General features: G+C 61.7%; 21 protein-coding genes. 9 read left to right on the top strand and 12 right to left on the bottom strand.

Annotation, left to right across the window (positions count from 1 at the left end):
* Nucleotide 1 precedes the first annotated feature (1 nt).
* From FHQ07_RS06680 to FHQ07_RS06700, 5 genes are all read left to right on the top strand, one after another.
* On the top strand, nt 2-1246 hold the full coding sequence (locus FHQ07_RS06680) for a hypothetical protein (protein WP_139716075.1): 1245 nt from the start codon (nt 2-4) through the stop codon (nt 1244-1246).
* Entirely contained in the window at nt 1246-2160 is a 915-nt protein-coding gene (locus FHQ07_RS06685) for an OmpA family protein (RefSeq protein WP_139716076.1), read from the top strand. Before FHQ07_RS06680 ends, FHQ07_RS06685 begins: the two co-directional genes overlap by 1 nt.
* A gap of 414 nt (nt 2161-2574) precedes the next feature.
* Entirely contained in the window at nt 2575-3123 is a 549-nt protein-coding gene (locus FHQ07_RS14725) for a thermonuclease family protein (RefSeq protein ID WP_425476952.1), read from the top strand.
* Nucleotides 3124-3293: 170 nt separating this feature from the next.
* Nucleotides 3294-4388, top strand: coding sequence for a YaaW family protein (locus FHQ07_RS06695; protein ID WP_139716078.1), 1095 nt, complete (start codon nt 3294-3296; stop codon nt 4386-4388).
* 921 nt (nt 4389-5309) lie between these two features.
* Nucleotides 5310-5906: a hypothetical protein gene (locus FHQ07_RS06700; RefSeq protein WP_139716079.1), complete on the top strand. Its 597-nt coding sequence runs from the start codon at nt 5310-5312 to the stop codon at nt 5904-5906.
* A 191-nt stretch (nt 5907-6097) separates the two neighbouring features.
* Here FHQ07_RS06700 and FHQ07_RS06705 read toward each other — a convergent pair whose 3' ends face one another.
* From FHQ07_RS06705 to FHQ07_RS06740, 8 genes are all read right to left on the bottom strand, one after another.
* The gene (locus FHQ07_RS06705; RefSeq protein ID WP_168191491.1) at nt 6098-7183 is read right to left on the bottom strand and encodes a DNA-processing protein DprA; all 1086 of its coding nucleotides are present in this window, start codon (nt 7181-7183) and stop codon (nt 6098-6100) included.
* Nucleotides 7184-7479: 296 nt separating this feature from the next.
* On the bottom strand, nt 7480-9528 hold the full coding sequence (locus tag FHQ07_RS06710) for a DEAD/DEAH box helicase (protein WP_206202362.1): 2049 nt from the start codon (nt 9526-9528) through the stop codon (nt 7480-7482).
* Nucleotides 9529-9782: 254 nt separating this feature from the next.
* Nucleotides 9783-10400: a THO complex subunit 7 family protein gene (locus FHQ07_RS06715; RefSeq protein WP_139716082.1), complete on the bottom strand. Its 618-nt coding sequence runs from the start codon at nt 10398-10400 to the stop codon at nt 9783-9785.
* Between the two features lie 57 nt (nt 10401-10457).
* Nucleotides 10458-11738, bottom strand: a complete 1281-nt coding sequence (locus FHQ07_RS06720) for a tyrosine-type recombinase/integrase (RefSeq protein WP_240703590.1) — start codon at nt 11736-11738, stop codon at nt 10458-10460.
* A 117-nt stretch (nt 11739-11855) separates the two neighbouring features.
* Nucleotides 11856-12602, bottom strand: a complete 747-nt coding sequence (locus tag FHQ07_RS06725; protein WP_168191492.1) for an SIMPL domain-containing protein — start codon at nt 12600-12602, stop codon at nt 11856-11858.
* Between the two features lie 23 nt (nt 12603-12625).
* Entirely contained in the window at nt 12626-14116 is a 1491-nt protein-coding gene (gene trpE, locus FHQ07_RS06730; protein WP_139716084.1) for an anthranilate synthase component I, read from the bottom strand.
* A gap of 279 nt (nt 14117-14395) precedes the next feature.
* Nucleotides 14396-15073 (bottom strand): ribulose-phosphate 3-epimerase, encoded by a 678-nt coding sequence (rpe, locus tag FHQ07_RS06735; protein WP_139716085.1) that lies wholly within the window; start codon nt 15071-15073, stop codon nt 14396-14398.
* Nucleotides 15070-15399, bottom strand: a complete 330-nt coding sequence (locus tag FHQ07_RS06740) for a J domain-containing protein (RefSeq protein WP_139716086.1) — start codon at nt 15397-15399, stop codon at nt 15070-15072. The genes rpe and FHQ07_RS06740 overlap by 4 nt, the downstream gene beginning before the upstream one ends.
* 71 nt (nt 15400-15470) lie before the next feature.
* Here FHQ07_RS06740 and FHQ07_RS06745 point away from each other — a divergent pair, with 71 nt between their 5' ends.
* The 3 genes from FHQ07_RS06745 to FHQ07_RS06755 are packed head-to-tail and all read left to right on the top strand — an operon-like array spanning nt 15471 to nt 17433.
* Complete coding sequence (locus FHQ07_RS06745) at nt 15471-16367, top strand: phosphoribosylaminoimidazolesuccinocarboxamide synthase (protein WP_139716087.1); 897 nt, start codon at nt 15471-15473, stop codon at nt 16365-16367.
* 27 nt (nt 16368-16394) lie between these two features.
* Nucleotides 16395-16886 (top strand): hypothetical protein, encoded by a 492-nt coding sequence (locus FHQ07_RS06750; RefSeq protein ID WP_139716088.1) that lies wholly within the window; start codon nt 16395-16397, stop codon nt 16884-16886.
* A gap of 58 nt (nt 16887-16944) precedes the next feature.
* Nucleotides 16945-17433, top strand: coding sequence for an Mpo1 family 2-hydroxy fatty acid dioxygenase (locus FHQ07_RS06755; RefSeq protein ID WP_139716089.1), 489 nt, complete (start codon nt 16945-16947; stop codon nt 17431-17433).
* Nucleotides 17434-17436: 3 nt separating this feature from the next.
* Here FHQ07_RS06755 and FHQ07_RS06760 read toward each other — a convergent pair whose 3' ends face one another.
* From FHQ07_RS06760 to FHQ07_RS06770, 3 genes are all read right to left on the bottom strand, one after another.
* A complete protein-coding gene (locus tag FHQ07_RS06760; protein ID WP_139716090.1) occupies nt 17437-18312 on the bottom strand; it encodes an SDR family oxidoreductase in 876 nt (291 codons plus the stop codon).
* Nucleotides 18309-19529: a Na+/H+ antiporter NhaA gene (nhaA, locus tag FHQ07_RS06765; RefSeq protein WP_139716091.1), complete on the bottom strand. Its 1221-nt coding sequence runs from the start codon at nt 19527-19529 to the stop codon at nt 18309-18311. The genes FHQ07_RS06760 and nhaA overlap by 4 nt, the downstream gene beginning before the upstream one ends.
* 62 nt (nt 19530-19591) lie before the next feature.
* Nucleotides 19592-20242 carry a lectin gene (locus tag FHQ07_RS06770; protein ID WP_139716092.1) on the bottom strand — a complete coding sequence of 217 codons (651 nt, stop codon included), beginning with the start codon at nt 20240-20242 and terminating at the stop codon, nt 19592-19594.
* 154 nt (nt 20243-20396) lie between these two features.
* Here FHQ07_RS06770 and FHQ07_RS06775 point away from each other — a divergent pair, with 154 nt between their 5' ends.
* Complete coding sequence (locus FHQ07_RS06775) at nt 20397-21137, top strand: hypothetical protein (protein ID WP_139716093.1); 741 nt, start codon at nt 20397-20399, stop codon at nt 21135-21137.
* An 18-nt stretch (nt 21138-21155) separates the two neighbouring features.
* Here the strand turns inward: FHQ07_RS06775 and hmgA are convergent, their stop codons facing one another.
* A complete protein-coding gene (hmgA, locus tag FHQ07_RS06780; protein WP_139716094.1) occupies nt 21156-22445 on the bottom strand; it encodes a homogentisate 1,2-dioxygenase in 1290 nt (429 codons plus the stop codon).
* Between the last annotated feature and the right edge of the window lie 25 nt (nt 22446-22470).

A 22470-nucleotide genomic window follows, 5' to 3' on the forward strand; every position in this document is an offset into this window, starting at 1 on the left:
CATGGCAAAAGCAACCGGATGGTCCGATCGACTGCGCGACCGCGGCTTCATCGACCAATGGGGGCTCATGGTCTTCGCGGGAGCCGGGTTCGCCGGCATCGTTACGTCAAAGGCGCTCGGCATCGAAACGGTCTGGGTCGCCATCGGTGCTGTCCTCTTGATGTTCATCTATGCGCTCGTGATCGGGCGCGCCGGAACAGGTCGACTCCGGGCTGATCAGGCCGGTGACAACTGCTACTACCTCGGTCTCATCTACACGCTCTCCAGCCTGTCCTACGCGATCTTTACATTTGATCCGGATGGCACCGCTGCTACCGTGGTCCAAGGTTTCGGCATAGCTTTGGCAACCACCATCGTTGGATTGATCTTGAGGGTGTTCTTCAATCAGGGACGTCCTGACCTGGAGAACACCGAAGAGGAGATCCGTCTGGAGATGACGGATGCCGTCGCAAGATTGAAGGGCCAGCTGAACACTGCGGTCCGCGACATGTACGATTTCAGTCAGCGGATTCAGCAGGTGCTTGGCGAGGTTCACACTTCGGCGGTCAACAACATTGAAACATTCACAAAAGCCTCCGTGGCTGGCATGCAGGAAGTCAGCAGCGCTGCTTCAACTGCCATCCGCGATGAGGCCAATGACTTCGCTTTGCGATCCAAAAAATACTCCACAACGTTCGACAACCTGCTCGCGAAGGTTGAGCGGCATGGCGGTCTCCTAGACGACATCGCACAAACCCAGGAGCACCTGACCACGTCGTCGGTATCCGTTGGCTTGGTTGCTAACGAGACCAAATCGGCAATGGAAGCACTGCTGATGGCAAGCAACGCCGGGCGGGCAGCAGCAGTTGAGACCCAAAGCAGCGTGACGGCAGCAACGGCATTGGCTGAGCAGCTGCTTCTGACTGTCAACTCACTTCAGGCGCAGGTTGCCGCAACGAATGCCGCGTATGAAAAGAGGCTTCATGAGCTTAGCGTCGCGCCTACCGCTGCAGCTGAGGCGGCCATGCAGGGGTTGGGACTCGCGTCGAAGGCACTGGAGTCGCATCTGACCCAACTGGCCTCGACCCACCTCGAAACGCATTCATCAATGGCTGCCTCCGCAAAACAGTCAGCCGAACTGGTTGAGGTACACAATCGTGCTTTGGCGGCCGAGCTCGCTCATTCCCGAGAGCTGGTCACTAAAGTCCATACGTCACTGGTTGATATGACGGATCGTTTGGCCACGTCGCTCGAACGGATCGACTAATGCCGCAGTTCGACATTCGTCAGGACAAACCCTACAGGCGAGGGCTGGTCCTCGGCCTGACGATGGCTGAGGTCATGATTCTGCTCATCTTCGTGCTGCTGATGGCCCTTGGCGCAGCACTGGCCAAGCGGGACAAAGTGCTGGCAGCAATGAACGACGGGGTCGGCCGCAAACTCGTGGAGATGCTGCAGGAAGCCTATCCAAAGGCATCAACACCTGATGAATACTTCAAGGAGTTGGTCCGCGCCATCGAAGCACGGAAGACCCTAGAGTCCGTCGGGCAGGACAACGCAAAGGCAAACCTCCTTGAGGACGCCGAGCTCGGACGCAAACTGCGTAAAGCAGCGGAGAACGCCGGCAGCCAAGATCCGTACAAGTTCGCCGACGCTGCCCTGAAGAAGGCAAGCCTGGGAAAAAAGGGTGAGTGGCCACCGTTTTTCAACTTAAGCGAGGCCGGCGGCTACTACTTCGAAAGTGGTAAGGCCACCCTGCGCCCCGAGTTCGTCGACAAGCTTCGGACCTCTGTGATTCCCTCCTTGCGCAAGTACGTGGACGACTACGACGTCGACGTTGTGGAGGTCATCGGCCATACAGACGAAGTCCCCATGGCCGGGTTGAGCAATCTGGACGCGAAGCTCATCGCGGCTTCTGCGAACAGCTATCCCATCGAATATCTTCGGTCTACAGACAATGCCGGGTTGGCCATCGCCAGGGCGGTAGCGGTCGTCCGTGTGCTCCGAGCCGATCCGCGAATGAAGGGAATCACCGTGCTCCCACTCTCCGGGGCGCAGCTGATCGTTCCTATTGATCGTGCCGCTGACGGATCATCCACCATGGGCGACCAATCCCGTCGGCGAATTGAGATGCGCTTGCGCAGGTCGACTGAGCAGATCGCGGCGCCGCAATCCCCTTAATGGACGCTATCGATCAGAACCTCGCGCGGATCCGCCAATCGGTTGACTCCGCACTCCGACGCCGTATCGGCGTCGTGCCCGGGGACGACTTGGCGGCCGTGTTACCACCGAGCACGACCGCCTCGGAAGGCGCAGGAACTCCCGGCCTGTCACCTGGACCCGGGATTGGACAAACGACCCAGATACCTCGGAGGACCGGACTGATACCGCAGGACGTTAGTTCGCATTTACCTAATCCTCCTTCAACTTATCTTGCAGTGGAGCCGGTATCGCTTCATAGGCGAATCTGGGCGTGGATCAAACGTGTTGTTCCGATGACGCATAGGTCCAAGAATCATGCGGAATAGAGTGCAGCGTCGAACACGGCGGGTCACCGGACCACTGCGAGAACCGACGCTACTTTCGCCAGCACAAATGCTTGGGCTCGTGGTATTTGCGGCGCTTGTTTGCCTTGCACTGTGGGTTGCTTTTGCGCAGCGATCAAGTCTCGGCACTTCCGATTCGTATCAGCCGACTCCATCGTCACGTCGACCTGATGTCCGGCAACGAGAACTCGGCACATCAGTCGACCTACCCGACGAGACCGGTCGAGTCGAACCAGTCGCCTCAAGCGCTGGCACTAGGTTCGAACGCTGCGAAAAAATCAGAACAAACTGCGTCGTTGATGGAGATACTTTCTGGTACCAAGGCGTCAAAATCCGAGTGTCCGACGTCGATGCCCCTGAAATCGGCAGGCCTCGTTGCGTCCAAGAGCGTGAGCTAGGGATTCTTGCTACAAACTACCTCGTCGAGTTTCTTAACGAGGGCACGTTTGATCTCCACCGGACCACCGGTCGCCACCAGGATCGATACGGTCGCGAGCTGTACGTCATCAAGCGAGGCGATCGATCTTTTGGAGATGACCTCGTTAGCCGGGGCTTAGCTCACCGCTGGATCGGCTACAAACAGTCCTGGTGTGGCTGACCTTTCTCTACAGACGCGGGGCTATTTGATCAGCGGTTTCATCTCGCCGTTGCAACTCACTGAAGGCGAATGAGCGCAGCGATGCAGCAAAGCAACAGCCTCGGGAGCATCTGAGCCGGATACAGACTTCTGTCGTAAACTCAATCGTAGGGGCGACGTAGATTCAGCTGATGATGGAATGGGATACATCAGGTTCGACCAGCCTATGGCTCTCCATTTCGGTGGGGCTGCTCGTTGTCTTGCTTCTCGTGCGACGACAGCGAATGGATCACACCTCTTCACCGGGACCTTCGATCGCCGAAGGGGAACAAGCACCAAATAATCGATCGGAAGCTTCCGACGAAGTGCCATCCATCTCGCTTGGTGCCATCCGTGCCTTTCACAACGAACGACTGCGTCAACTGAACGCACGACGCGCTAACGTCAGTACACGCCTGAGCAGTCTTGAAAGACTCGACCTCGAGCACGAATCGCCTGAGAGCGCGGTCAGACGAGCTAGCTCTGAAGAACGCAAGAATCTAACTGCCATTCTAGCGATGGACCCCTCTAGCTCTGAGCATGCAATCGTCGGAGAGATTCGTCGATACGGCAGTCACAGCCTCGCCTCTTTGCTGCGCGGTGGAAAGCACGTGCCATACACAGAGGTCCTAACCGACGTTGCCATCAAGGTCGGTCACCACCCGGCGCCGGGTGCTACCGACTTTAGTTTGGAACGCGCCGTGGTAGAAGCCGCTTTTGAGAAGATGGTAAGCGCTGCCAGTCCAGAACAGCGCCACCAGATTGAACAAGAAATTGCGAAGCAGAACAACGCCACTGCACGGAGCGTGGGAACAGCTGCTGGCGGCCTTGCAGTCGCGCATCTGAGCGGTTTCGCGCTGTACACGGCCGCCTCTTCGTCATTGGCCGCAATAACAGGCGCGGTTGGGCTGACCCTCCCCTTTGCTGCATATACCGGCATGAGCAGTGTCATAGCGACCGTTACCGGACCCGTCGGTTGGGCCGCGCTCGGAGCTTGGGCGCTATTCAAGATTGGGGGTCCGAATTACAAGCGCACGGTACCCGCTACTCTGGCAATTGCATCTGTCCGTGCTAGAAACATTGCAGAACGGGACCAGGAGAGGTCTCGACTTAAGCGAGACATCCACGACTTAGAGGGCCAGAGCACTGAACTAAGTCGCCTGACCCGGTGGCTGTCGGCTCATGAATCCGAAGACTCGACTGTGCGCGTCCCTCAATCATCGGCTCCTCCTGGATTCGGCTTTTAGACCTCCTGACGCAAAGGACCGCGTGATGCTCTGCACCACTGCTTCAAAGGCCGAGAAGACAAAGCATTTGTCGTACAGACGTCCTGCGCCACAAGTCAGGACAGCATGGCGTGCGCTTATGCAGCGATCATTAGGCTCAAGCGTGACGATCGGGTTGCTGCCTAACGGTGGTTTGCTCAGCTTCTGAGCTAGCCAACTATGGACGGCCTTGGGATGCGCGACGCCAGCGGCGGGCTAACAGCCCGTTCAAGCGACACTGCTCCTCAGTCTCAACAGTTCATTCAGGCCGAAGCCGCTTCTGAGTCAGCTTAATTCAGGCGCCAGGAATACTTCACAGGAGACTTCGAAAATGATTGCATGTCCTGACTGCCGCAGCCTCTCGACGATTCCAATCTCCTATGGGAAACCCGGCCCAGAACTAGAAAGAGCCGCATCAAGAGGGTTAGTCGAACTCGGTGGCTGCGTAGTGGACAACAACAATCCTACAAGGCGTTGCTTGGATTGCCACTACGGTTGGCAAGATTCTAGATATGTTGATGCGGTCTCATTCATCTCGGATGCGGTTGTCACTGTGCAGAAGCACAGAGACAGCTTGTCTTACCATCTGACTGAGTACGGCGCTGCCTGCATTGAGTATGGCGGGCTAGTCAGGCGTCGTGATGAGGCGCAGCATCAGGCATATCACAGGATGCTTAGTACATATCAAGCAATGGATCGCGAGTGGGAGAGATTTTTTGTCCGTGCTCAGGGGTACTGCAACCATTACGCGGGAAGCGTGAACACGAGAACTTACGGCTGTTTCCCGGGCTAACAATCAGTCAGGCCGCACCCAGTTCTCGGCATCGTCAAAGCTCTGGTTATTATTACTTGCCAAAGGCCGTAACGGTCCGGCTTAACTCAGTCTTTAGGTAGGGAGACACAATGGGCGACTGGGACTTTCTTTATGAGATGAGAGAGCGTGGCTATAGCCCCGAGGAAATAGCTGATGCCGCCAGCTGTGGTGTAGCACCTTGGCAGTGGAAAGATATCGATAGGGAGTGGGTCGATTCCGAGCTTGAGGTTGTACTAGAAGACGACCTGAATTCCTTTGAGCCAGATGAAAAGTTTCAAAGCAGAGATGGATTCCCATATTGTCCTGATGAACATATAGAAATTTTTCAAAGTTTGGTGGATTGTGCGGCACGCCACTTCGAGAACACGGGCAGGTATTTACAGGTCTGGGGCGAGCTCGGAGAGATCTACGCCGAGATCAAGTTCGGTCTTTGCCGCCACGGGACTCATCGTGCTGGCTCTGATGGCACGATTGCTGGAAAACTCGTTGAAGTCAAAACAATCTCCCCCGAGAGGGCCGGCGACCGTGTGTTCGTCAAACGCCAGGGAGACTTTGAGCAACTTCTCATCATTCGCATTGATCAGAACTTCCAGTTCCAAGGCAAGCTCTTTGAAAGAAGTGAGTTGAAGGGATCTGCCGGCAAGTACCTCAGAGGACAAATGAAGTTTGACCAGGGCCTGTACTAACAATTCGCTCAAGCGGAGCCGGCTTGGCCACACCATCAAAGGAACTTCGGCGTTGATTCCGCTGTTTGCCAGGCACCCTGATTGATGGACGACGCCCGGTTCCGTTTCGTGAGAGTCCAAAAACAATTTCAGCGGCGAATGCACGATACCTAAGGGACATATTCGGTTCCGACCCGGCTACGGTTGAGGCCCTACAGCAGGGAAGGACGCCGCCGCGCATACCGCGCGCGTTTGGGTGGATCGAGCTCCTCCGCTTGAACCATTCGATCGAGCCATGCCTTTGCTTGCGGTCTCGCGATGTCGAGCGTGCACGCGACCTCGGCAAGTGACCGCGGTTCGCTGAGCAGACCCAGGATGAGGGTTCTAGCGTGGGCAAAAAGCACATCCGCAGGCGTGAGTCCATGCTCTCCAAGACTAGTGCCATGGTTGGCCCGCTGGTTGATCAGGTGCTCGAGAGACACGGACTCCCGAAACGCCTCTTCCTGCTGCGTGTCACTCTCACTGCCGTCGAGCACATGAGATTGGGCCTTGTCCGTTTCGCCTATCCCGGTCTCGAACAAGCTTCCACCATCTACGGCTCTAACTAGATCCATTTGATCAGCAGCGGAGGCCAATGCTTGGGTACTACGCATTCGCGACACTGCTTCCATGAAGGACGCCCGATCACTCGGCATCGGCCAATGAGTAGCCCCCAATTTTTGAAGCGCATCCAACCCTGCAGAGGGCGGTCCGTCGGCCCGAACAAAGACGGGCACATACTTGTACTTGGAAAGCTGTTCGGTCGCGCCGGCCCATGTCCCGCCCTCGGAGACCGCTGACTCCACCACTAATCCTGCGTCGGCAGCGGCATAGATCATCTTGTTGCGCTGCATGGCCGTCCAGATCTGGAACCGTGAGGAGGGCTCAAAAGGCGAAAGCAGCAGAACTCGCCCGGTACGCAATGCATCGCGGTAAACAGGCTCCACCACCGCACGTTCCAGACCATCCGCGAGCACACCCACCACGCGTCCACCATAGTGCAGCGCTGCCAGCATCGCGGCTCGATCAATCCCTTTGGCGCCGCCTGAGACCAACACAATGTCGTTTTCTGCCGCAAATTGGGCCACCTGTTTGGCGGCAGAGATGACGCTAGGCTGGGCGTCGCGCGATCCCACCACTGCCAGCGCTGTAGTCTCCAGCAACGTTGGGTCACCGCTCCCGAACACAACCGGCGGGGCATCGCCGCGCATGACGGATCGGAGCCTCTGGGGATAGGCCGCGTCGCGTTTGCTGGCCACCCATATTGCTCGAGCTGCCCAGCGCTCGAGCGCTTGGCTAAGTAGAAGTCCGCGAGCGATGAGCTGTCGCAATCGGTCAGGATCGATTGCAACCGCACATCCTTCGATTGCCGCCTCTGAGCTCACATCTCCAGTAATCAGGTCTGCGGGGCTGCACTTTAGATCGTGCAACCGACGTGCAACCTTGCGGTATTCACTCGGACTCAGGGGCAGGCCTGCACCCGCAACTCGGTTAGATCCAAGTGAAGAGGTCAGCAACAGTACCGCCTTGGTGTCCGGGCTCACTGTGCCAGACATTAGCCGCGCCCCGTCCGCGCCAGTGCAAACGGAAATACCTCGCCGCTACCCTCAGAGCGCAGCAGCCATGCGCAGACGGTCATAGTCCAACGAGAGTCCACCATGTCATCAACCAAAAGTACCGCCCCCTGGGATACCCCAGAATTCAAACGAAATGATCCATCGACATTCTTCACTTGAAGTGGACTGTTCTTCAATGATTTCTGCGGAGGACGATCTTCAGTTTTTTCGATCAGCGGAATGAAGGGGAGCCCTAACCGCTTGGCCAAGCGGGAGGCGAAAGAGGGAACCAGCCTCGGGTGGCGCAGTGAAGGGACGCACGTCACCCATTGAAGCGGCGGCTCCGGAGCCCAGTCGGCGATGAGGTCTGCCGACGCATCGACCAAATCATCGCCGAATTCGCCTGCCTCGTACTTTCCTTTCTTCACCATGGGAGCCCACCCAAAATCACCCCATTCACTCAGGACGAGTCCCGGGTTTGCTCGATGGGGCGCACCGATGGCTCGGGGCCCAAGCCGCGCATGAATCCCGTACTTTGGTAAACCGCCTCTCGGCCATTCCTTGCGCGGCTGGATCGTGTGCTGGTTCGCCCGAACGTAAGAAGTGGCTTCATCCAAGAGTTTAGAGTCAATTGCGTCCGCTAGTTCAGGGAGCCTTGGGGCTGCGACCCCTCCGGGATCACCGTCCAAGGACCTGACAAGGAATGCCATGTGCGTACCGAAGGGGAGCGCCTGATACTCGCGCATCTCCTCGCACTCGCGGAGCCTGAGCTCGGTCAGACGGCGTGCCCGCTCCCAAAAGGTGTTTGGCACATCGGATGCCGTCCTATACAAGCGACCGTTCTCTTCAACGAGCGGAGCTGGTGACTCCAACGACAGAAGTTCGACGGTCTTTTCTAGCCGAATCGGGCTAATGTTCGCCGTCTCTAGAAGCTCATCAGAGGTCATTCCTCCGCTTGCTTGTGAGAGCCTTTCCAGAACAAGGGAGACCTCTCCCTGAGTGGGGAACGCGCTCTGAACGAACCACTCGTTAATGGTGTCGTCGCCGTCGCCGCCGAGCATAATTCCATAGGCATCATCGACAGCCCGACCGGCACGGCCTACTTGCTGGTAATACGCAACTACGGAGCCAGGCGATTGGAAATGAATGACGAACGAAAGATCCGGCTTGTTGAAGCCCATGCCCAACGCGCTCGTTGCCACCAACGCCTTGACTTTATTTTCGAGCAGCGCCTGCTCTAGGTACTCGCGTGTCGGCCCCGTCGAGCCTGTATAGGATTCTGCGGCAAATCCCTGACGCCGCAGCCACTCAGCTACGCTCTCGGCATCCCGAGTGGTCAGCGTATAAATGATGCCATGGCCCTCGATCCGCCCCATTTGCTGCGCCAGCCAAGCGAGACGTTCTCCGTAGCTAGGTAGCGTGATGGTCTGTAATGTTAGAGACCGTCGACCGAGATCTCCGCGGGAGACTTTCAGATTGGGGCCAAGGACTGCTGTCAAATCCTCCATGACCCGATTGTTTGCCGTCGCTGTGGTTGCTAATACGCGCACGTTGCCAGGTAGCGAGCGAATTATTCGTTCAATCTGACGATAATGCGGTCGGAAATCGTGGCCCCAGTCTGAGATGCAATGGGCCTCGTCGACAATAAGCAATGGGGTATTAGCGGCAATGTTAGCGAAAACTCCATCCTGAAACTTCTTATTTGCAAGCCGCTCAGGTGAGATGAGAAGTATGTCAACCCTGCCTGCCGCTATCTCGGTGTCGATTGTCGACCACTGATTGGAATTGCTGGAGTTGATCGTTACGGCTTTCAAGCCCATACGTTGCGCATCGGAAATTTGATTCCGCATCAGCGCGAGAAGCGGCGAGATCAGCAGCGCAGGACCCCGGTTCGCTTCACGAAGTAGCTTCGTTGCAATGAAGTAGACGGCACTCTTCCCCCACCCTGTTTTTTGGACAACAAGCAGGCGGCCATTGCCTTCAACTAGTCCGCTAATAGCCTCTTCCTGCCCCTCGCGAAACGTGGCGCTGGGGTCCCCACAAGCCATGCGGAGAAGCTCTAGAGCGCGCGTCCTGTCGTACCTCATTAGCGTCTTTAGAAGTCACCTAGCCAATGAGCATACCGGGTTTTCCGAAATTACTACGATCCCGAATGACCAGCGGCGGATGCCGCGATAAATCTGTTAGGCAATCGGTTCTGGCTTCGATTCAAAAGCTTCCTTTTATTGCTTGGCGCCGCCTCTTCTGGCGCTTATCCCGGAGACTTGTACCTAAAGGAGCGCTAACAACGCCTCCCTGGACTCTACCTAAAAATCACTCTGCGATTCTCCAGAGCTCCATCTCTCAGCAGAGACGTGAAACGCCAAATGAGAGCATCGATCACCTTTGCCGAGCTGATCTGCTTTTCCTCATCGAAACGACTACGAAACTCAGCAATTAGGTTGGACAAGAGATCGTATTCCAAGATCCTGGCATATTCTTCTTGGAGAAATTGGTACCGCACCTTGTACTCGTGAATCCTCTGTGCGGCTGAGCCGTCTACTGGTTTCATGAAGTAGAAAAATGCGACTCGGCTATCGTAGATTGGGGTCGTGGGGACAGCCGTATGCACAAGCTTTGTTACAAATGAAAAGTGAAGACGAGTGTCCCCTCTCTTGTTGATCGGAATTTTATGCAGATCCTGCAGTGTGCCGAACAAGTCCACGGTTCGAGTGGCGTGGCAGCGAGCCAAAATCTCGAAATACCTCTCAAGAAAAGGTTCGGGAAGTCGCGCTTGGTTCATTGAGAAGAATTTTCTGTATTTCTTCTGAAAATCGTCGGCCTGCGATTCGTCCTCGTATCCCCTACGAATCTCAATGTACTTCGATACATGCGCTCCGAGCACCTTTCGATCGAGGAGCATATCGACGTGCGAATTCATTATTGAGTACATACAACCCGCCTCGGAAGCATTCGACAAATTTCCTACTGAGCGACCTTATGCAGGCGTTCCCGCTTTTGGTTTTGAGCAGATGAGATCAATCAAATCTGCCCACTCCTGCATCATCGCCTTGCGCTCAACCATGTACTCCGCCTGGTTGTAGCTAGCCCGTACCTTGTCGCGCTCCGCATGTGCCAGCTGTCGCTCAATGACATCAGAGCGGTAACCCATCTCATTCAACAATGTAGATGCAGTGGCTCGGAACCCATGCGCGGAGAATCCCATGCTGTCTTTGCCGTTGAATCCCATCCGCTCGAGCGCGCGATTCAAGGTAGTGGGGGTCATGCAGTCTTTTGGCCGTCGGTAGTTCGGGAATAGCATGCCCCTTCCTCCCGTATACGTTTGCAACTCTCTCAACAAGATGACGGCTTGCTTAGACAGCGGCACGATGTGCGGCTCACGCATCTTCATCCGCTCTGCGGGAATACGCCATTCCGCATTGTCTAGATCGAACTCACCCCAAAGTGCTTTGCGGAGCTCGCCGGTTCTGACGAAAGTGAGGAGGATCAATCGCAGCGCAATTACCGTGGTGCGGTATCCGCCGTAATTCTCCAACGCTGCCATAAATTCCTTGATCTGCCCCTTGGCCAGGGGCTTGCGATGCTTCACCTTCGGACGATGAATGGCACCACGTAGTGCTGCCGCGGGATCACTATCGGCGCGCAAGGTAGCCACTGCGTAACGGAAGATCGCCGATGACCACTGGCGAACCAGCAACGCGACTGTTGACGCACCTCGATCTTCGATTCTTCGGATGATCTCGAGGAGGTGCGCGGCCGTCACATTGCGGATGGGGAGCTTGCCGACATAGGGGAAGACGTCTGCTCCCAAGAAGTTTTCCACTTGCCGACGGTAGTAAGGCGTCCAACGGCCAGACTTCTTGGAGATCCACTCAGTGGCGACCGCCTCGAAAGTATTGGCATTGGCCATTTGAGTCGTTAGGCGCTCTGCCTGCCGGTTATGTGAGGGATGCAAACCCTGCTTGACCAGGCCACGCGCCTTGTCATGCTCAGACCGCGCCTCCGCTAGCGAGATCTCAGGGTACTCGCCGATGGCAAAGAGATTTTCCTTGTCGACGATGCGGTACCGGTATCGCCACAGCTTCTTGCCGCTGGGGCGAACTTCCAGATAGAGGCCGCCACCGTCCGTCAGCTTGACGGGCTTGGCTTCTGGCTTTGTGGATCGGATTCGGGCATCGGTCAACGGCATACGCGGGTATCGGCCTTTCGATACCCGCAACGATACCCGCATTTTCGCTGGCTTGCCATGGACGTCCATGGTCAAGGCTGGTCTTTATATCGTTGTTTTTATTGAGTTTTAATCGTTTGTTTGGACAACTATGGACTGCCTAGGACGCCGATGTTAATTATCGATCATCAACAGCACGGTATTACCTCAGTCGACCAGTGTGTAAATGATGTAGACGTCTTGCTGGAGTTCGATGCGCCCCTCACGCAACGCCACCGGCGCAGACGCACGTGAACCCGACACAGAAACCACGTCGATTGCGCGAGGCGTATCGAATACGACCGGCGCGCCATCGTCGCCACCTTCCACATATCGCACATTGAAGCCTTGGTTGGAGACGTTATGGACATCCCCCAATCGCTTGCCAACGGCCTTGGCCATCACTTGACCGGTTGACTTGGCATCCTCCACGGCCTTCGCCATCAGGCTGCGTCGCACATCATCGGCACGCGATGTCTCGAATTCGCCGGTATTGATCTGCACTTCCTTCGCATCCGGAAGCGCTTCGATCATCTTTGCCAGATCGGGAAGCTTGTGGAAACGGAGCTTGATCCGGCGCTGATAGACGTTGCCGACGAAGACCTGCTTCTCGGCCTCGCGGTCATAGCGGTATTCGGGCGAGATGCTCAGGTTGGATACCGTTACATCGGCATCCGGCAGTTTCATCTGCTTGACGGCCCGCAGGATGCTTTGCGCATGTCCTTCGATAAGTGCCTGCGAACGCGCCGCATCCAAGCTGGTGTCCTTCAGCGTGATTTCCAACGGGAATACATCCGGCACGACTTCAGCCTTGGCCTTGCCATGCACCGCAATGAACGGCGAACCGCCAATGGATTGCGCCTGGACGTTGACCGTAGCCAGCAACAGCATCGAGACGAACACGATTCGCTTCATCACCCTTCCTCCTTGAAGATCCATCACAATCCCCTCGCCGCTTCCGCCACCGCGCGAAACAGCGCGCGCCCCTTGTTCATGGTCTCGTCCCACTCGGACTGCGGGTCGGAGTCGTAGACGATGCCGGCGCCGGCCTGCACGTGCAGCCTGCCGTCCTGGATCACCGCGGTGCGGATGGCGATCGCGGTGTCGGCGTCGCCGTGCCAGCCGATGTAGCCGACCGCGCCGGAATAGATGTTGCGCTTGACCGGCTCCAGCTCGCGGATGATCTGCAGCGCGCGGATCTTCGGCGCGCCGCTGACGGTGCCGGCGGGGAAAGTGGCGCGCAGCACGTCCATGTAGCTCAGTCCGTCGCGCAGCTTGCCGGTGACTTCGCTGACGATGTGCATGACGTGGCTGTAGCGTTCGATCACGAACTGCTCGCCCACGTCCACCGTGCCCGGTTCGGACACGCGGCCGGCATCGTTGCGGCCGAGGTCGATCAGCATCAGGTGCTCGGCGCGTTCCTTCGGATCGGCAAGCAGTTCGGCTTCCAGCGCGATGTCTTCTTCCTGCGTCTTGCCGCGCGGCCGGGTGCCGGCGATCGGGCGCACGGTGACTTCGCCGTCCTGCAAACGCACCAGGATTTCCGGCGAGGAACCGACGACTTGCGTCGCGCCGGTATCGAGGAAATACATGTAGGGCGAGGGATTCATCGCCCGCAGCGCGCGGTACACGTCGACCGGGCGGGCGCGGAACGGCACGCTCAGGCGCTGGCTCAGCACCACCTGGAACGCATCGCCGGACGCGATGTACTCCTTGCTGCGGTGCACGGCCTCGAGGAAGCCCTCGCGGGTGAAACCGCTGACGAAATCGGCCTCGTCCAGTGCGCTGCCATGCAGGGTTTCCGGGTACGGCGCGCCGCCATGGCGCAGGCGATGGCTGAGCGCGTCGAGCCGGCGATTGGCGCGCGCCAATGCCTGCGCCTGGCGCGGATCGGCATGCACGATCAGGTACAGCCGGCCCTTGAGGTTGTCGAACACCGCCAGCTCGTCGCTGAGCATCAGCAGGATGTCGGGCGTGCCGAGTTCGTCCCGGCTCTGATCCGATGCGTCCGCGTTGCCGCGCAGCTTCGGCTCGATGTATTCGATGCACTCGAAGCCGAACCAGCCGACCAGGCCGCCGGTGAAACCGGGCAGGCCGTCGAGCTTCGGCACGCGGTGCTCGGCGCGCAGGCGTTCGACTTCGGCCAGCGGATCGGCGACCTCGCGGGTTTCCACGATCTCGCCGTCCTCGCGCACCTGCAGCGCATGGCCGCGGAATTCGTACACCCGGCGCACCGGCAGGCCGATGATCGAATAGCGACCGAAGCGCTCGCCGCCCTCGACCGACTCGAACAGGTAGGTATGCGGGCCGTCGGCCAGCTTCAGGTAGACGGACAGCGGCGTGTCGAGGTCGGAGAGGACCTCGCGGACGACCGGAACAAGGGTGAAGCCGTCAGCGGCGTGCTGGGCGAACTGGGCAGGCGTGGTCAAGCGGGGCGTCCTTCAAGAGCGAATGGGCGATCGGGGCGGCGGTATCACGCCACCATCGCCAGCCATGCTCGAAAGACGGGATCGCCCGGTTCATGGGGCCCACTGTAGCCGGAGGACGCGGCGCTCCGCAAACAGGCCGCCGGCTGTCACACGATCGTCACCACCGGCCCGGAACATGGAAGGCCATCGCAGGGACGATTGACGGGCAGGACGCCCAACCTTTCCCCGGAAGCCGATGCCGCACTCCCCTCCCGCGGCGTCGGCTTCGTCTTTTGCGGCTCAGCGCACCGCGGCGACCGCAGCCTTCATCTGCGACACGATCCCCGCATAGTCCGGCTTGCCGAAGATCGCGCTGCCGGCGACGAAGGTGTCGGCGCCGGCCCTGGCGATCTCGGCGATGTTGTCCGGCTTCACCCCGCCGTCGATTTCCAGCCGGATCGGACGGCCGCTGGCATCGATCATCGCCCGCACCTGGCGCAGCTTGTCGAGCGCAGAGGGAATGAACGCCTGCCCGCCGAAACCCGGGTTCACGGACATCAGCAGCACGTAGTCGATCTCGCCCAGCATGTAGTCCAGCACGTCCAGCGGCGTGGCCGGGTTGAACACCAGCCCGGCCTGGCAGCCCAGCGACTTGATCAGCTGCACGCTGCGGTGCACGTGCTTGCTGGCTTCCGGATGGAAGCTGATGTGGGTAGCGCCGGCGGCGGCGAAGTCCGGGATGATCCGGTCCACCGGCTCGACCATCAGGTGCACGTCGATCGGCGCGGTCACGCCGTGCTTGCGCAGCGCTTCGCAGACCAGCGGGCCGATGGTGAGGTTCGGCACGTAATGGTTGTCCATCACGTCGAAGTGCACCCAGTCGGCGCCGGCGGCCAGCACGTTGTCCACTTCCTCGCCGAGATTGGCGAAGTTGGCCGAGAGGATGGACGGGGCGATGACCGTGCTTTGCGTGCTCATGTGCGGCGGAGTTCCTTGATGCGGTCGTAGGCCGCGTTGATCTGGCTGGCCTTGTCCTGCGCCTGTTTCTGCAGCTCCGGCGCGGCGCCGGCCAGCTTGTCGGGGTGGTATTGGCTGATCAGCCGGCGGTAGGCCTGGTCGATCTCGGCGTCGCTGGCCTCGTCGGTCAGGCCGAACACGCGGTAGGGGTTGTCGCGGGTGGTCTTCAGCCAGTCGGCGTCGAAGGCATGGCCGATCAGCAGGCCCAGCAGGCCGCCGGCCGGGTGGCGCAGCAGCAGCCAGCCGGCGATCAGTCCGAAGAATTTGCCGTACCAGCGTCGGGTCATGCCGCCAAGTTTACAGGGCGCCACCGCCCGCCCGGCCTTAAACTAGGCGCCCCTCGATTTCCCCCACGCGCATGGCCACCACGCTGCTGCAATCCGACCTGCCCGGCCTGAACCTGATCCACCGCGGCAAGGTCCGCGACGTGTTCGACCTGGGCGATGGCCACCTGTTGATGGTCGCCACCGACCGCCTGAGCGCGTTCGACGTGGTGCTGCCCGACCCGATCCCGGGCAAGGGCGAAATGCTTTGCCAGATCAGCAATTTCTGGTTCGACCGGACCGCGCACATCATCGCCAACCACCTGACCGGCATCGATGTCGCCAGCGTGCTGCCGGCCGGCGTGGACCCGGCGCTGTACGCGAAGCGCGCGGTGGTGACGAAGAAGCTGACCCCGGTGCCGGTGGAATGCATCGCCCGCGGCTACATCATCGGCAGCGGCTGGAAGGACTACCGGCGCAGCGGCGAAGTCAGCGGCATCAAGTTGCCGGAAGGCCTGCAGCAGGCGCAGCAACTGCCCGAGCCGATCTTCACCCCGTCGACCAAGGCGGCCGTGGGCGACCACGACGAGAACATCGATTTCGCGACTGCCGTGAACCTGGTCGGCCGCGAACGCGCCGAGCAGGTGCGCGACGCGACGCTGGCGCTGTACGCCTTCGCCCGCGACTACGCCGCGCAGCGCGGGATCATCCTCGCCGACACCAAGTTCGAGTTCGGCACCGATGCCGACGGCAGGCTGTACGTGATGGACGAGATGTTCACCCCGGATTCGTCGCGCTACTGGCCGGCGGATCAATACGCAGTCGGCACCAGTCCGCCGAGCTACGACAAGCAGTTCGTGCGCGATTACTTGGAGACGCTGGACTGGAACAAGACCGCGCCCGGTCCGAAGCTGCCGGCGGAGGTCATCGAAAAGACCCGCGCCAAGTATGCCGAGGCCTTGGAGAAGCTGGCCGGGATCGTGGTCGAATAATCCATCGCAGGGGACAGGAGCAGCAGCATGGCATCGATCCGGTTGCAGGTCTCGGTCGCTTCGGGGCTGTCGCCTTACATTGCAGCCACGCCCTCCGGCCGCACGATGGCCACCCTGCACCGCCCCACGCTGCCGAAGCAGCCTTCGCGGCTGGAGGTCGAAGGACGCGAGTACCGGATCGAGCATGCGGTGGCCAGCAACCACGTCCTGCTCAACGATTTCCGCTACGCGCTGGTCGATGCTGCCGGCGGCACGCTGGCCTCCTGCACCGCCAAGCCCGGCGTGCGCGCGACCGACGTGACCATCGGCGATGCCGGCTACCGGCTGGTGCGGCGCAACCGCTGGCTGTCGATGCGCTACACGCTGGAGGACGCACAGGGCCGCGAACTCGGCCGCATCGTCGAAACCACCGGCTTCTCGCTGTGGCGGCGCAAGTTCGCACTGGAGATGCCGGAGCCGATCGGCCTGCCGGCGGCGATGTTCCTGTTCTTCCTGGCGGCGACCTTCACCTACCGCTGAACGCACGCCGGGTCCGGCTCGGTTACCCTGCGCATTCCGCCGCGACCGGAATGCCCGCATGAACGCCACCGCTGCCGAACGCCCCATCGACCAGTGGTTCGCCCACTATTCCGGCGACCACCAAAACGCGACGAACCAGCGCATCCACGTGGTCGCGGTGCCGCTGATCCTGTGGAGCGTGATCGGCCTGCTGTGGTGCATCCCGGTGGTCGGCGATTACTTCCGTCCCGGCCTGTGGGCGGCGCTGGCGATGTTCCTGGCCTGGATGTTCTATTACCGCGCCTCGCGGGCGATCGGCTTCGGCATGCTGGCGATCTTCGTGGCGATGGCCTGGCTGACCCGCTGGCTGCACGACGCCTACGGCACGCCCGGCCTGTTCAAGCTCGCGCTGGGCGTGTTCGTCGTCGCCTGGATCGCCCAGTTCATCGGCCACAGCAAGCTGTACGAAGGCAAGAAGCCGAGCTTCTTCACCGACCTCAAGTACCTGCTGATCGGCCCGGCCTGGGTGCTGGCCAAGCTGTACCGCAAGCTGGGCGTGCGCTGGTGATCCTCAGTCGCGCGCGGGCACCGCGCGCTCGAACATCCGCGCTTCCGGCCTGAACGCACGCGGCGCGTAGCCGAAGTCGCGCTGCGCCGGCGCCAGGTTGAACACCAGGTCCTCGCGCATGCGCGCGACCGCGGCGTCGGTGAGATCGGCAGCGATGCCGCGCGCCTGCGCCGTCTTCACCGCCAGCCGGAACAACGGCATCGGCAGTTCGTGCAGCGGTCGCGCCGGCTGCAGGCTGGCCAGCACGCGCCGCACCATCTCGCGATACGGCAACGTCTCGCCGCCGGGCAGGTCATAGCTGCGGCCATGCGTCGCCGCTGCGGCGCAGGCGGCGAACGCGGCCGCGGCCAGGTCGTGCACGTGCACCGGCTGGCGCAGGCCATCGCTGCGCCGCGGCAGCAGGAAGCGGCCCCAGCGCTGCGCCATGGCGGCGATGCGGGTCAGGGTGGCATCGCGGCCGGCGCCGTACACCAGCGTCGGACGCAACATGGTCGCGTTGGCGCCGCGTTGCTCCGACGACGCGAACAACGACGCTTCCGCGCCGAGCAGCCGACGCGCGAGTTCGCGCTCGTGGTCGTCATCGGAGCCGTGCTTGGTCGCCGCGCTGGTGGAGCCGAAGGCGACGATGCGCGCCGCGCGGATCGGTGCGTCGGCGTACCAGCGTGCGAACAGGTCCAGCGGGCCGCAGCTGAAGATCGCGTCCACGCCGTCCGGCAAGCCGCGCACGCCGGCGAAGTCGCCTTGCAGCCAGTGCCGGCCCGGGGCATCCGAATGCGGCTGGCGCGAGACCGCATACACGCGCCAGCCGGCATCGTTCAACCGTTCCAGCAACGGCGCGCCGATCTGCCCGCTGGCACCGAACAGCAGCGCCGTCTTCATCGCGTCGCGTGCTTCGGCAACACCAGGTGCAGCCACAGCATGCCGAGTACCGCGGCGATCACCGACGCCGCAAGCACGCCCACCACGCCGTCGGTATAGAGCAGCGGCGATTGCGCGAACGCCAGGCCACCGATGAACAGGCTCATGGTGAAGCCGATGCCGCACAGCAGGCCCAGGCCAAGCATCGCGCGCAGGTCCATGCCCTCCGGGAAGCGGGCCAGCCCGGCCGCACGCATCAGCAGCGCGGCGAGCACGATCCCGACCGGCTTGCCCACCACCAGCCCGAGCAGGATGCCGGCGGGCAGCGGCGCCAGCAGGTCGGACGCCTGCATGCCGTCGAGTGCCAGTCCCGCGTTGACGAAGGCGAACAGCGGCAGGATCGCGTAGGCCACCCACGGATGCAGCGCGTGCTCCAGGGTTTCCAGCGGCGAATGCTCGGTTTCGTCGTCGACGCCGTCGCGCGTGTCGATGTGCGGGATCAGCAGGCCGGTGATCACGCCGGCCAGGGTCGCATGCACGCCCGATTTCAGCACGCAGGCCCACAGCACCACGCCGAGCAGCAGGTACGGCGCCAGCGCCTTGACCTTCATCCGGTTGAGCAAGGCCATCGCCGCGACCACCGCTGCCGCCGCGGCCAACGCCGGCCACCACAGCCCCTGCGTGTAGAACAGGGCGATGATCAGGATCGCGATCAGGTCGTCGGCGACCGCGATCGTCGACAGCAGCAATTTCATCCCGAGCGGCACGCGCGAGCCGAGCAGGGCCAGCACGCCCAGCGCGAACGCGATGTCGGTGGCGGTGGGGATCGCCCAGCCGCGCATCGCATCGGCATCGCCACGGTTGAGCGCGAAGAACAGCAGGGCCGGCACCGCCACGCCCGCCGCGGCGCAGACCATCGGCAGGATCAACTGCTCCTTGCTGGACAACTGGCCGCTCAAGGCCTCGCGCTTGATCTCCAGCGCCACCAGCAGGAAGAACACCGCCATCAGGCCGTCATTCACCCACCAATGCAGCGACTTGGAGAACGCCAGCGTCCACGCGTGGATCGGTACCTGCAGTTCGAGCAGGCCCTCGTACGCATGCGCCAACGGCGAGTTCGCGCACAGCATCGCCAGCACCGCGGCGACGATCAGCAGGATGCCGCCCGCCGCTTCCAGCCGGAAGAATTCGGAGAGGGCGCGGCGCGCGCGGGCGAGGATCGGGATCCGGGATTCCATCGCTCCGCAGTATAAAGAAGCTGCAGCGCGCGATCAGGACACGTCGCGCGCCTGCATGCCGATTACGAACAGCCCTCCACGTAATCGACTTCCGGCAGCACCCCGACCCGCCATTCGGTGACCACGCCCTGCGCATCGGTCTCGAACACCAGCTTTGTGGGCGCCACCCCGCTCGCCGCGAGCGACAGGTACTTGCCGTCGCTGTACTTGTGCGGCGATGCGTGCAAGGCGTTGTTGTAGAGCTTTTGCAGCTCGGACTCGCGCATGCCGACCTTGCCGCCGCCCGGGGCGGCGTACTTCGCGCTGTCGGTGCCGAAGCGGGCGAACCTGCCTTCGCTGATCATGAAATTGAATTCGGCCGGCGTCTTCACCCACGCCGGCGTCATGAAGTAACAGCTTGCATTGAAGTCCTTGCCGACCTCCTTCAACGCGCCGCCCCAGGCCTTGCCCATGTCGGCGGCCAGGGTGCCGAACTTGACCTCGCCATAGCCGGCGAAGGTGGCCATGCCGAGGTCGCCATCGGGCGTGGCGGCGGATTTGCCGGCAGCCGCGGATGCGGGCGTTTCCGCCGCGGGCGATGGCGATGGCGATGGCGATGCCGGCGCGGCGTCGGTCGCGACATCCGCCGGCACCTCGGGTGGAGCCGGTGGCGCGCGCTCGGCCGTGCAGGCGCCGAGCGCAGCCAACAGGCCGAGGGAAAGCAAGGCTCGCATGGCGTACTCCCTTCGTTCGCGTCGCCCTGCAGTCTCGCCAATGCGGGTGAAGGTTTCGCGAACGCACGCGACTTGCGCCAACGGATGTCGCGTGGCGGTCATCCCAGCGACATGCGCGCGCCCTAACCTGCCGCGCATTCCGGGAGGCCTCCTCATGCTGCTCAACAAGACCGCGCTCGCGCGCGACGCCCTGCAGGCCGGTTCCAGCGCGGGCCTGAGCCTGCAGGACCGCCGCATCCTGATCATGACCGACGGCAAGCGCAGCCTGAACGAAGTGATGGCCTTGCTCGGCGCCGACATCCTGCCGGCGATCGACCGCCTGATCCGCGCCGGCTACATCGATGATGGCCGCGCACCCGCGCCCGTCGCGGTGCCGCAGGCCATGCCCGTGCAAGGACTGGGCGGCGCGCTTGGCGGCCTGATCCGCGCCGCCACCGAATCCGTGCAGGCGCGCACCGAACAGATCCGCGCCAGCGCCTCGCCGATCTCCGCACAGCCCGCAGTTGCAGCGCAACCGCGCATTGCCGCCACGGCGCAACCCGTTACCGCGCCGCCTGTTGCGACGCGCGGCGGCCAGCGCCGCTCGCTGGTCGCGGCGAAGATGTACATCGTCGACATGCTGCAATTGCAGCGGCACCCGGACGCGGTCGAGCTGAAGGCGCGCATCCAGTTCACCAGCGGCGAAGCGGAATTGTTCGAGGCGATCCTCGACGGCATGCGCGTGCTGCTGCAACTGACCAACGACAGCTACGGCCAGCGCATCGTCGCCCGCCTCGGCGAAGTGCTGCCGGAGGAACTGCTGCCGCAGCTGGAGTCGGCGATGACCGCCTTTCGCGCGCCGCTGATCGCGCCGGAGCGCAGTTCGCCCCCACAGCTGAAAGTGGTCGGCGGCTGAGCCGCCGGCCACCCGCGATCAAGCCGTGAAGTGCTTGCGCAGCCCGGCCCAGCAGGCCTGGTAATCGCGCTGGCGGTACGCGGCGTCGAGCGCGGCGCGGGTCGGCCGGATCACGTTGCGGGTCTCGAACATGAAGGCCATGGTGTCGGCGATGTAGTCCGGTTTCGAGGTGTCGATGCCGCTGGCCTTCTCGAACGTGGCCGCATCCGGCCCGTGCCCGGTCATGCAGTTGTGCAGCGAGCAGCCGCCGGGCGCGAAGCCCTCGGCCTTGGCGTCGTACGCGCCGTGCACCAGGCCCATGAACTCGCTGGCGATGTTGCGGTGGAACCACGGCGGGCGGAAGGTGTCCTGCGCCACCAGCACCCGCGGCGGGAAGATCGCGAAATCCATGTTGCCGACGCCGGGGGTGTCGCTGGGCGAGGTCAGCACCAGGAAGATCGACGGATCCGGATGGTCGTAGCTGATCGAACCGATGGTATTGAACAGGCGCAGGTCGTACTTGTACGGCACGTGGCTGCCGTGCCACGCGACGACATCGAGCGGCGAATGGCCGATCGCCGCGCGCCACAGGTGGCCCTGGAACTTGGCGATCAGCTCGAAGTCGCCTTCGATGTCTTCATACGCCGCATTCGGGGTGAGGAAATCGCGCGGGTTGGCCAGGCCGTTGCTGCCGATCGGGCCCAGGTCCGGGATGCGCATGAACGCGCCGAAGTTCTCGCAGACATAGCCGCGCGAGGGTCCGTCCGGCAGCGCGACGCGGAAGCGGATGCCGCGCGGGATCACCGCGATCTCCTGCGGTTCCACGTCGAGCACGCCGAGTTCGGTCTCGATGTGCAGGCGGCCCTGCTGCGGCACGATCAGCAATTCGCCGTCGGCATCGTAGAAATAGCGGCCCTGCATGTCGCGGTTGGCCGCGTACAGGTGGATGCCGATGCCGGACTGCGCGGACGGCGAGCCGTTGCCCGCCATCGTGACCAGGCCAGCGACGAAATCGGTCGGCGCTTCCGGCAGCGGCAGCGGGCTCCAGCGCAGCTGGTCGGGCGTCACTGGGCCGGTGTCGAAGTCGTTGTGCAGGTTCGCCTGCGGCAGCAGTTCGAACGGTCCGTGCATCGCCGCCGGGCGGATCCGGTACAGCCAGCTGCGCCGGTTCTGGTGGCGCGGCGCGGTGAACGCGGTGCCGCTGAGCTGCTCCGCGTACAGGCCGTGCGCCACGCGCTGCGGCGAATTGCGTCCTTCCGGCAGGGTGCCGGGCAGCGCCTCGCTGGCGAACTCGTTGCCGAAACCACTCTGGTAACCGTTCGATTGCATCGGAAGTCCGTGAGGCGGGCACGCC

The organism is Thermomonas aquatica (assembly GCF_006337105.1).
GTDB classification, from domain to species: Bacteria; Pseudomonadota; Gammaproteobacteria; order Xanthomonadales; family Xanthomonadaceae; genus Thermomonas; species Thermomonas aquatica.

What these genes read in the sequence shown, in the direction of transcription:
- FHQ07_RS06680 (WP_139716075.1), top strand. Translation starts at nt 2, where the DNA reads ATGGCAAAAGCAACCGGATGGTCCGATCGACTGCGCGACCGCGGCTTC.
- FHQ07_RS06685 (WP_139716076.1), top strand. Translation starts at nt 1,246, where the DNA reads ATGCCGCAGTTCGACATTCGTCAGGACAAACCCTACAGGCGAGGGCTG.
- FHQ07_RS14725 (WP_425476952.1), top strand. Translation starts at nt 2,575, where the DNA reads ATGCTTGGGCTCGTGGTATTTGCGGCGCTTGTTTGCCTTGCACTGTGG.
- FHQ07_RS06695 (WP_139716078.1), top strand. Translation starts at nt 3,294, where the DNA reads ATGATGGAATGGGATACATCAGGTTCGACCAGCCTATGGCTCTCCATT.
- FHQ07_RS06700 (WP_139716079.1), top strand. Translation starts at nt 5,310, where the DNA reads ATGGGCGACTGGGACTTTCTTTATGAGATGAGAGAGCGTGGCTATAGC.
- FHQ07_RS06710 (WP_206202362.1), bottom strand. Translation starts at nt 9,528, where the DNA reads ATGGCTTGTGGGGACCCCAGCGCCACGTTTCGCGAGGGGCAGGAAGAG.
- FHQ07_RS06715 (WP_139716082.1), bottom strand. Translation starts at nt 10,400, where the DNA reads ATGAATTCGCACGTCGATATGCTCCTCGATCGAAAGGTGCTCGGAGCG.
- FHQ07_RS06720 (WP_240703590.1), bottom strand. Translation starts at nt 11,738, where the DNA reads ATGGACGTCCATGGCAAGCCAGCGAAAATGCGGGTATCGTTGCGGGTA.
- FHQ07_RS06725 (WP_168191492.1), bottom strand. Translation starts at nt 12,602, where the DNA reads ATGAAGCGAATCGTGTTCGTCTCGATGCTGTTGCTGGCTACGGTCAAC.
- rpe (WP_139716085.1), bottom strand. Translation starts at nt 15,073, where the DNA reads ATGAGCACGCAAAGCACGGTCATCGCCCCGTCCATCCTCTCGGCCAAC.
- FHQ07_RS06740 (WP_139716086.1), bottom strand. Translation starts at nt 15,399, where the DNA reads ATGACCCGACGCTGGTACGGCAAATTCTTCGGACTGATCGCCGGCTGG.
- FHQ07_RS06745 (WP_139716087.1), top strand. Translation starts at nt 15,471, where the DNA reads ATGGCCACCACGCTGCTGCAATCCGACCTGCCCGGCCTGAACCTGATC.
- FHQ07_RS06750 (WP_139716088.1), top strand. Translation starts at nt 16,395, where the DNA reads ATGGCATCGATCCGGTTGCAGGTCTCGGTCGCTTCGGGGCTGTCGCCT.
- FHQ07_RS06755 (WP_139716089.1), top strand. Translation starts at nt 16,945, where the DNA reads ATGAACGCCACCGCTGCCGAACGCCCCATCGACCAGTGGTTCGCCCAC.
- FHQ07_RS06760 (WP_139716090.1), bottom strand. Translation starts at nt 18,312, where the DNA reads ATGAAGACGGCGCTGCTGTTCGGTGCCAGCGGGCAGATCGGCGCGCCG.
- nhaA (WP_139716091.1), bottom strand. Translation starts at nt 19,529, where the DNA reads ATGGAATCCCGGATCCCGATCCTCGCCCGCGCGCGCCGCGCCCTCTCC.
- FHQ07_RS06770 (WP_139716092.1), bottom strand. Translation starts at nt 20,242, where the DNA reads ATGCGAGCCTTGCTTTCCCTCGGCCTGTTGGCTGCGCTCGGCGCCTGC.
- FHQ07_RS06775 (WP_139716093.1), top strand. Translation starts at nt 20,397, where the DNA reads ATGCTGCTCAACAAGACCGCGCTCGCGCGCGACGCCCTGCAGGCCGGT.
- hmgA (WP_139716094.1), bottom strand. Translation starts at nt 22,445, where the DNA reads ATGCAATCGAACGGTTACCAGAGTGGTTTCGGCAACGAGTTCGCCAGC.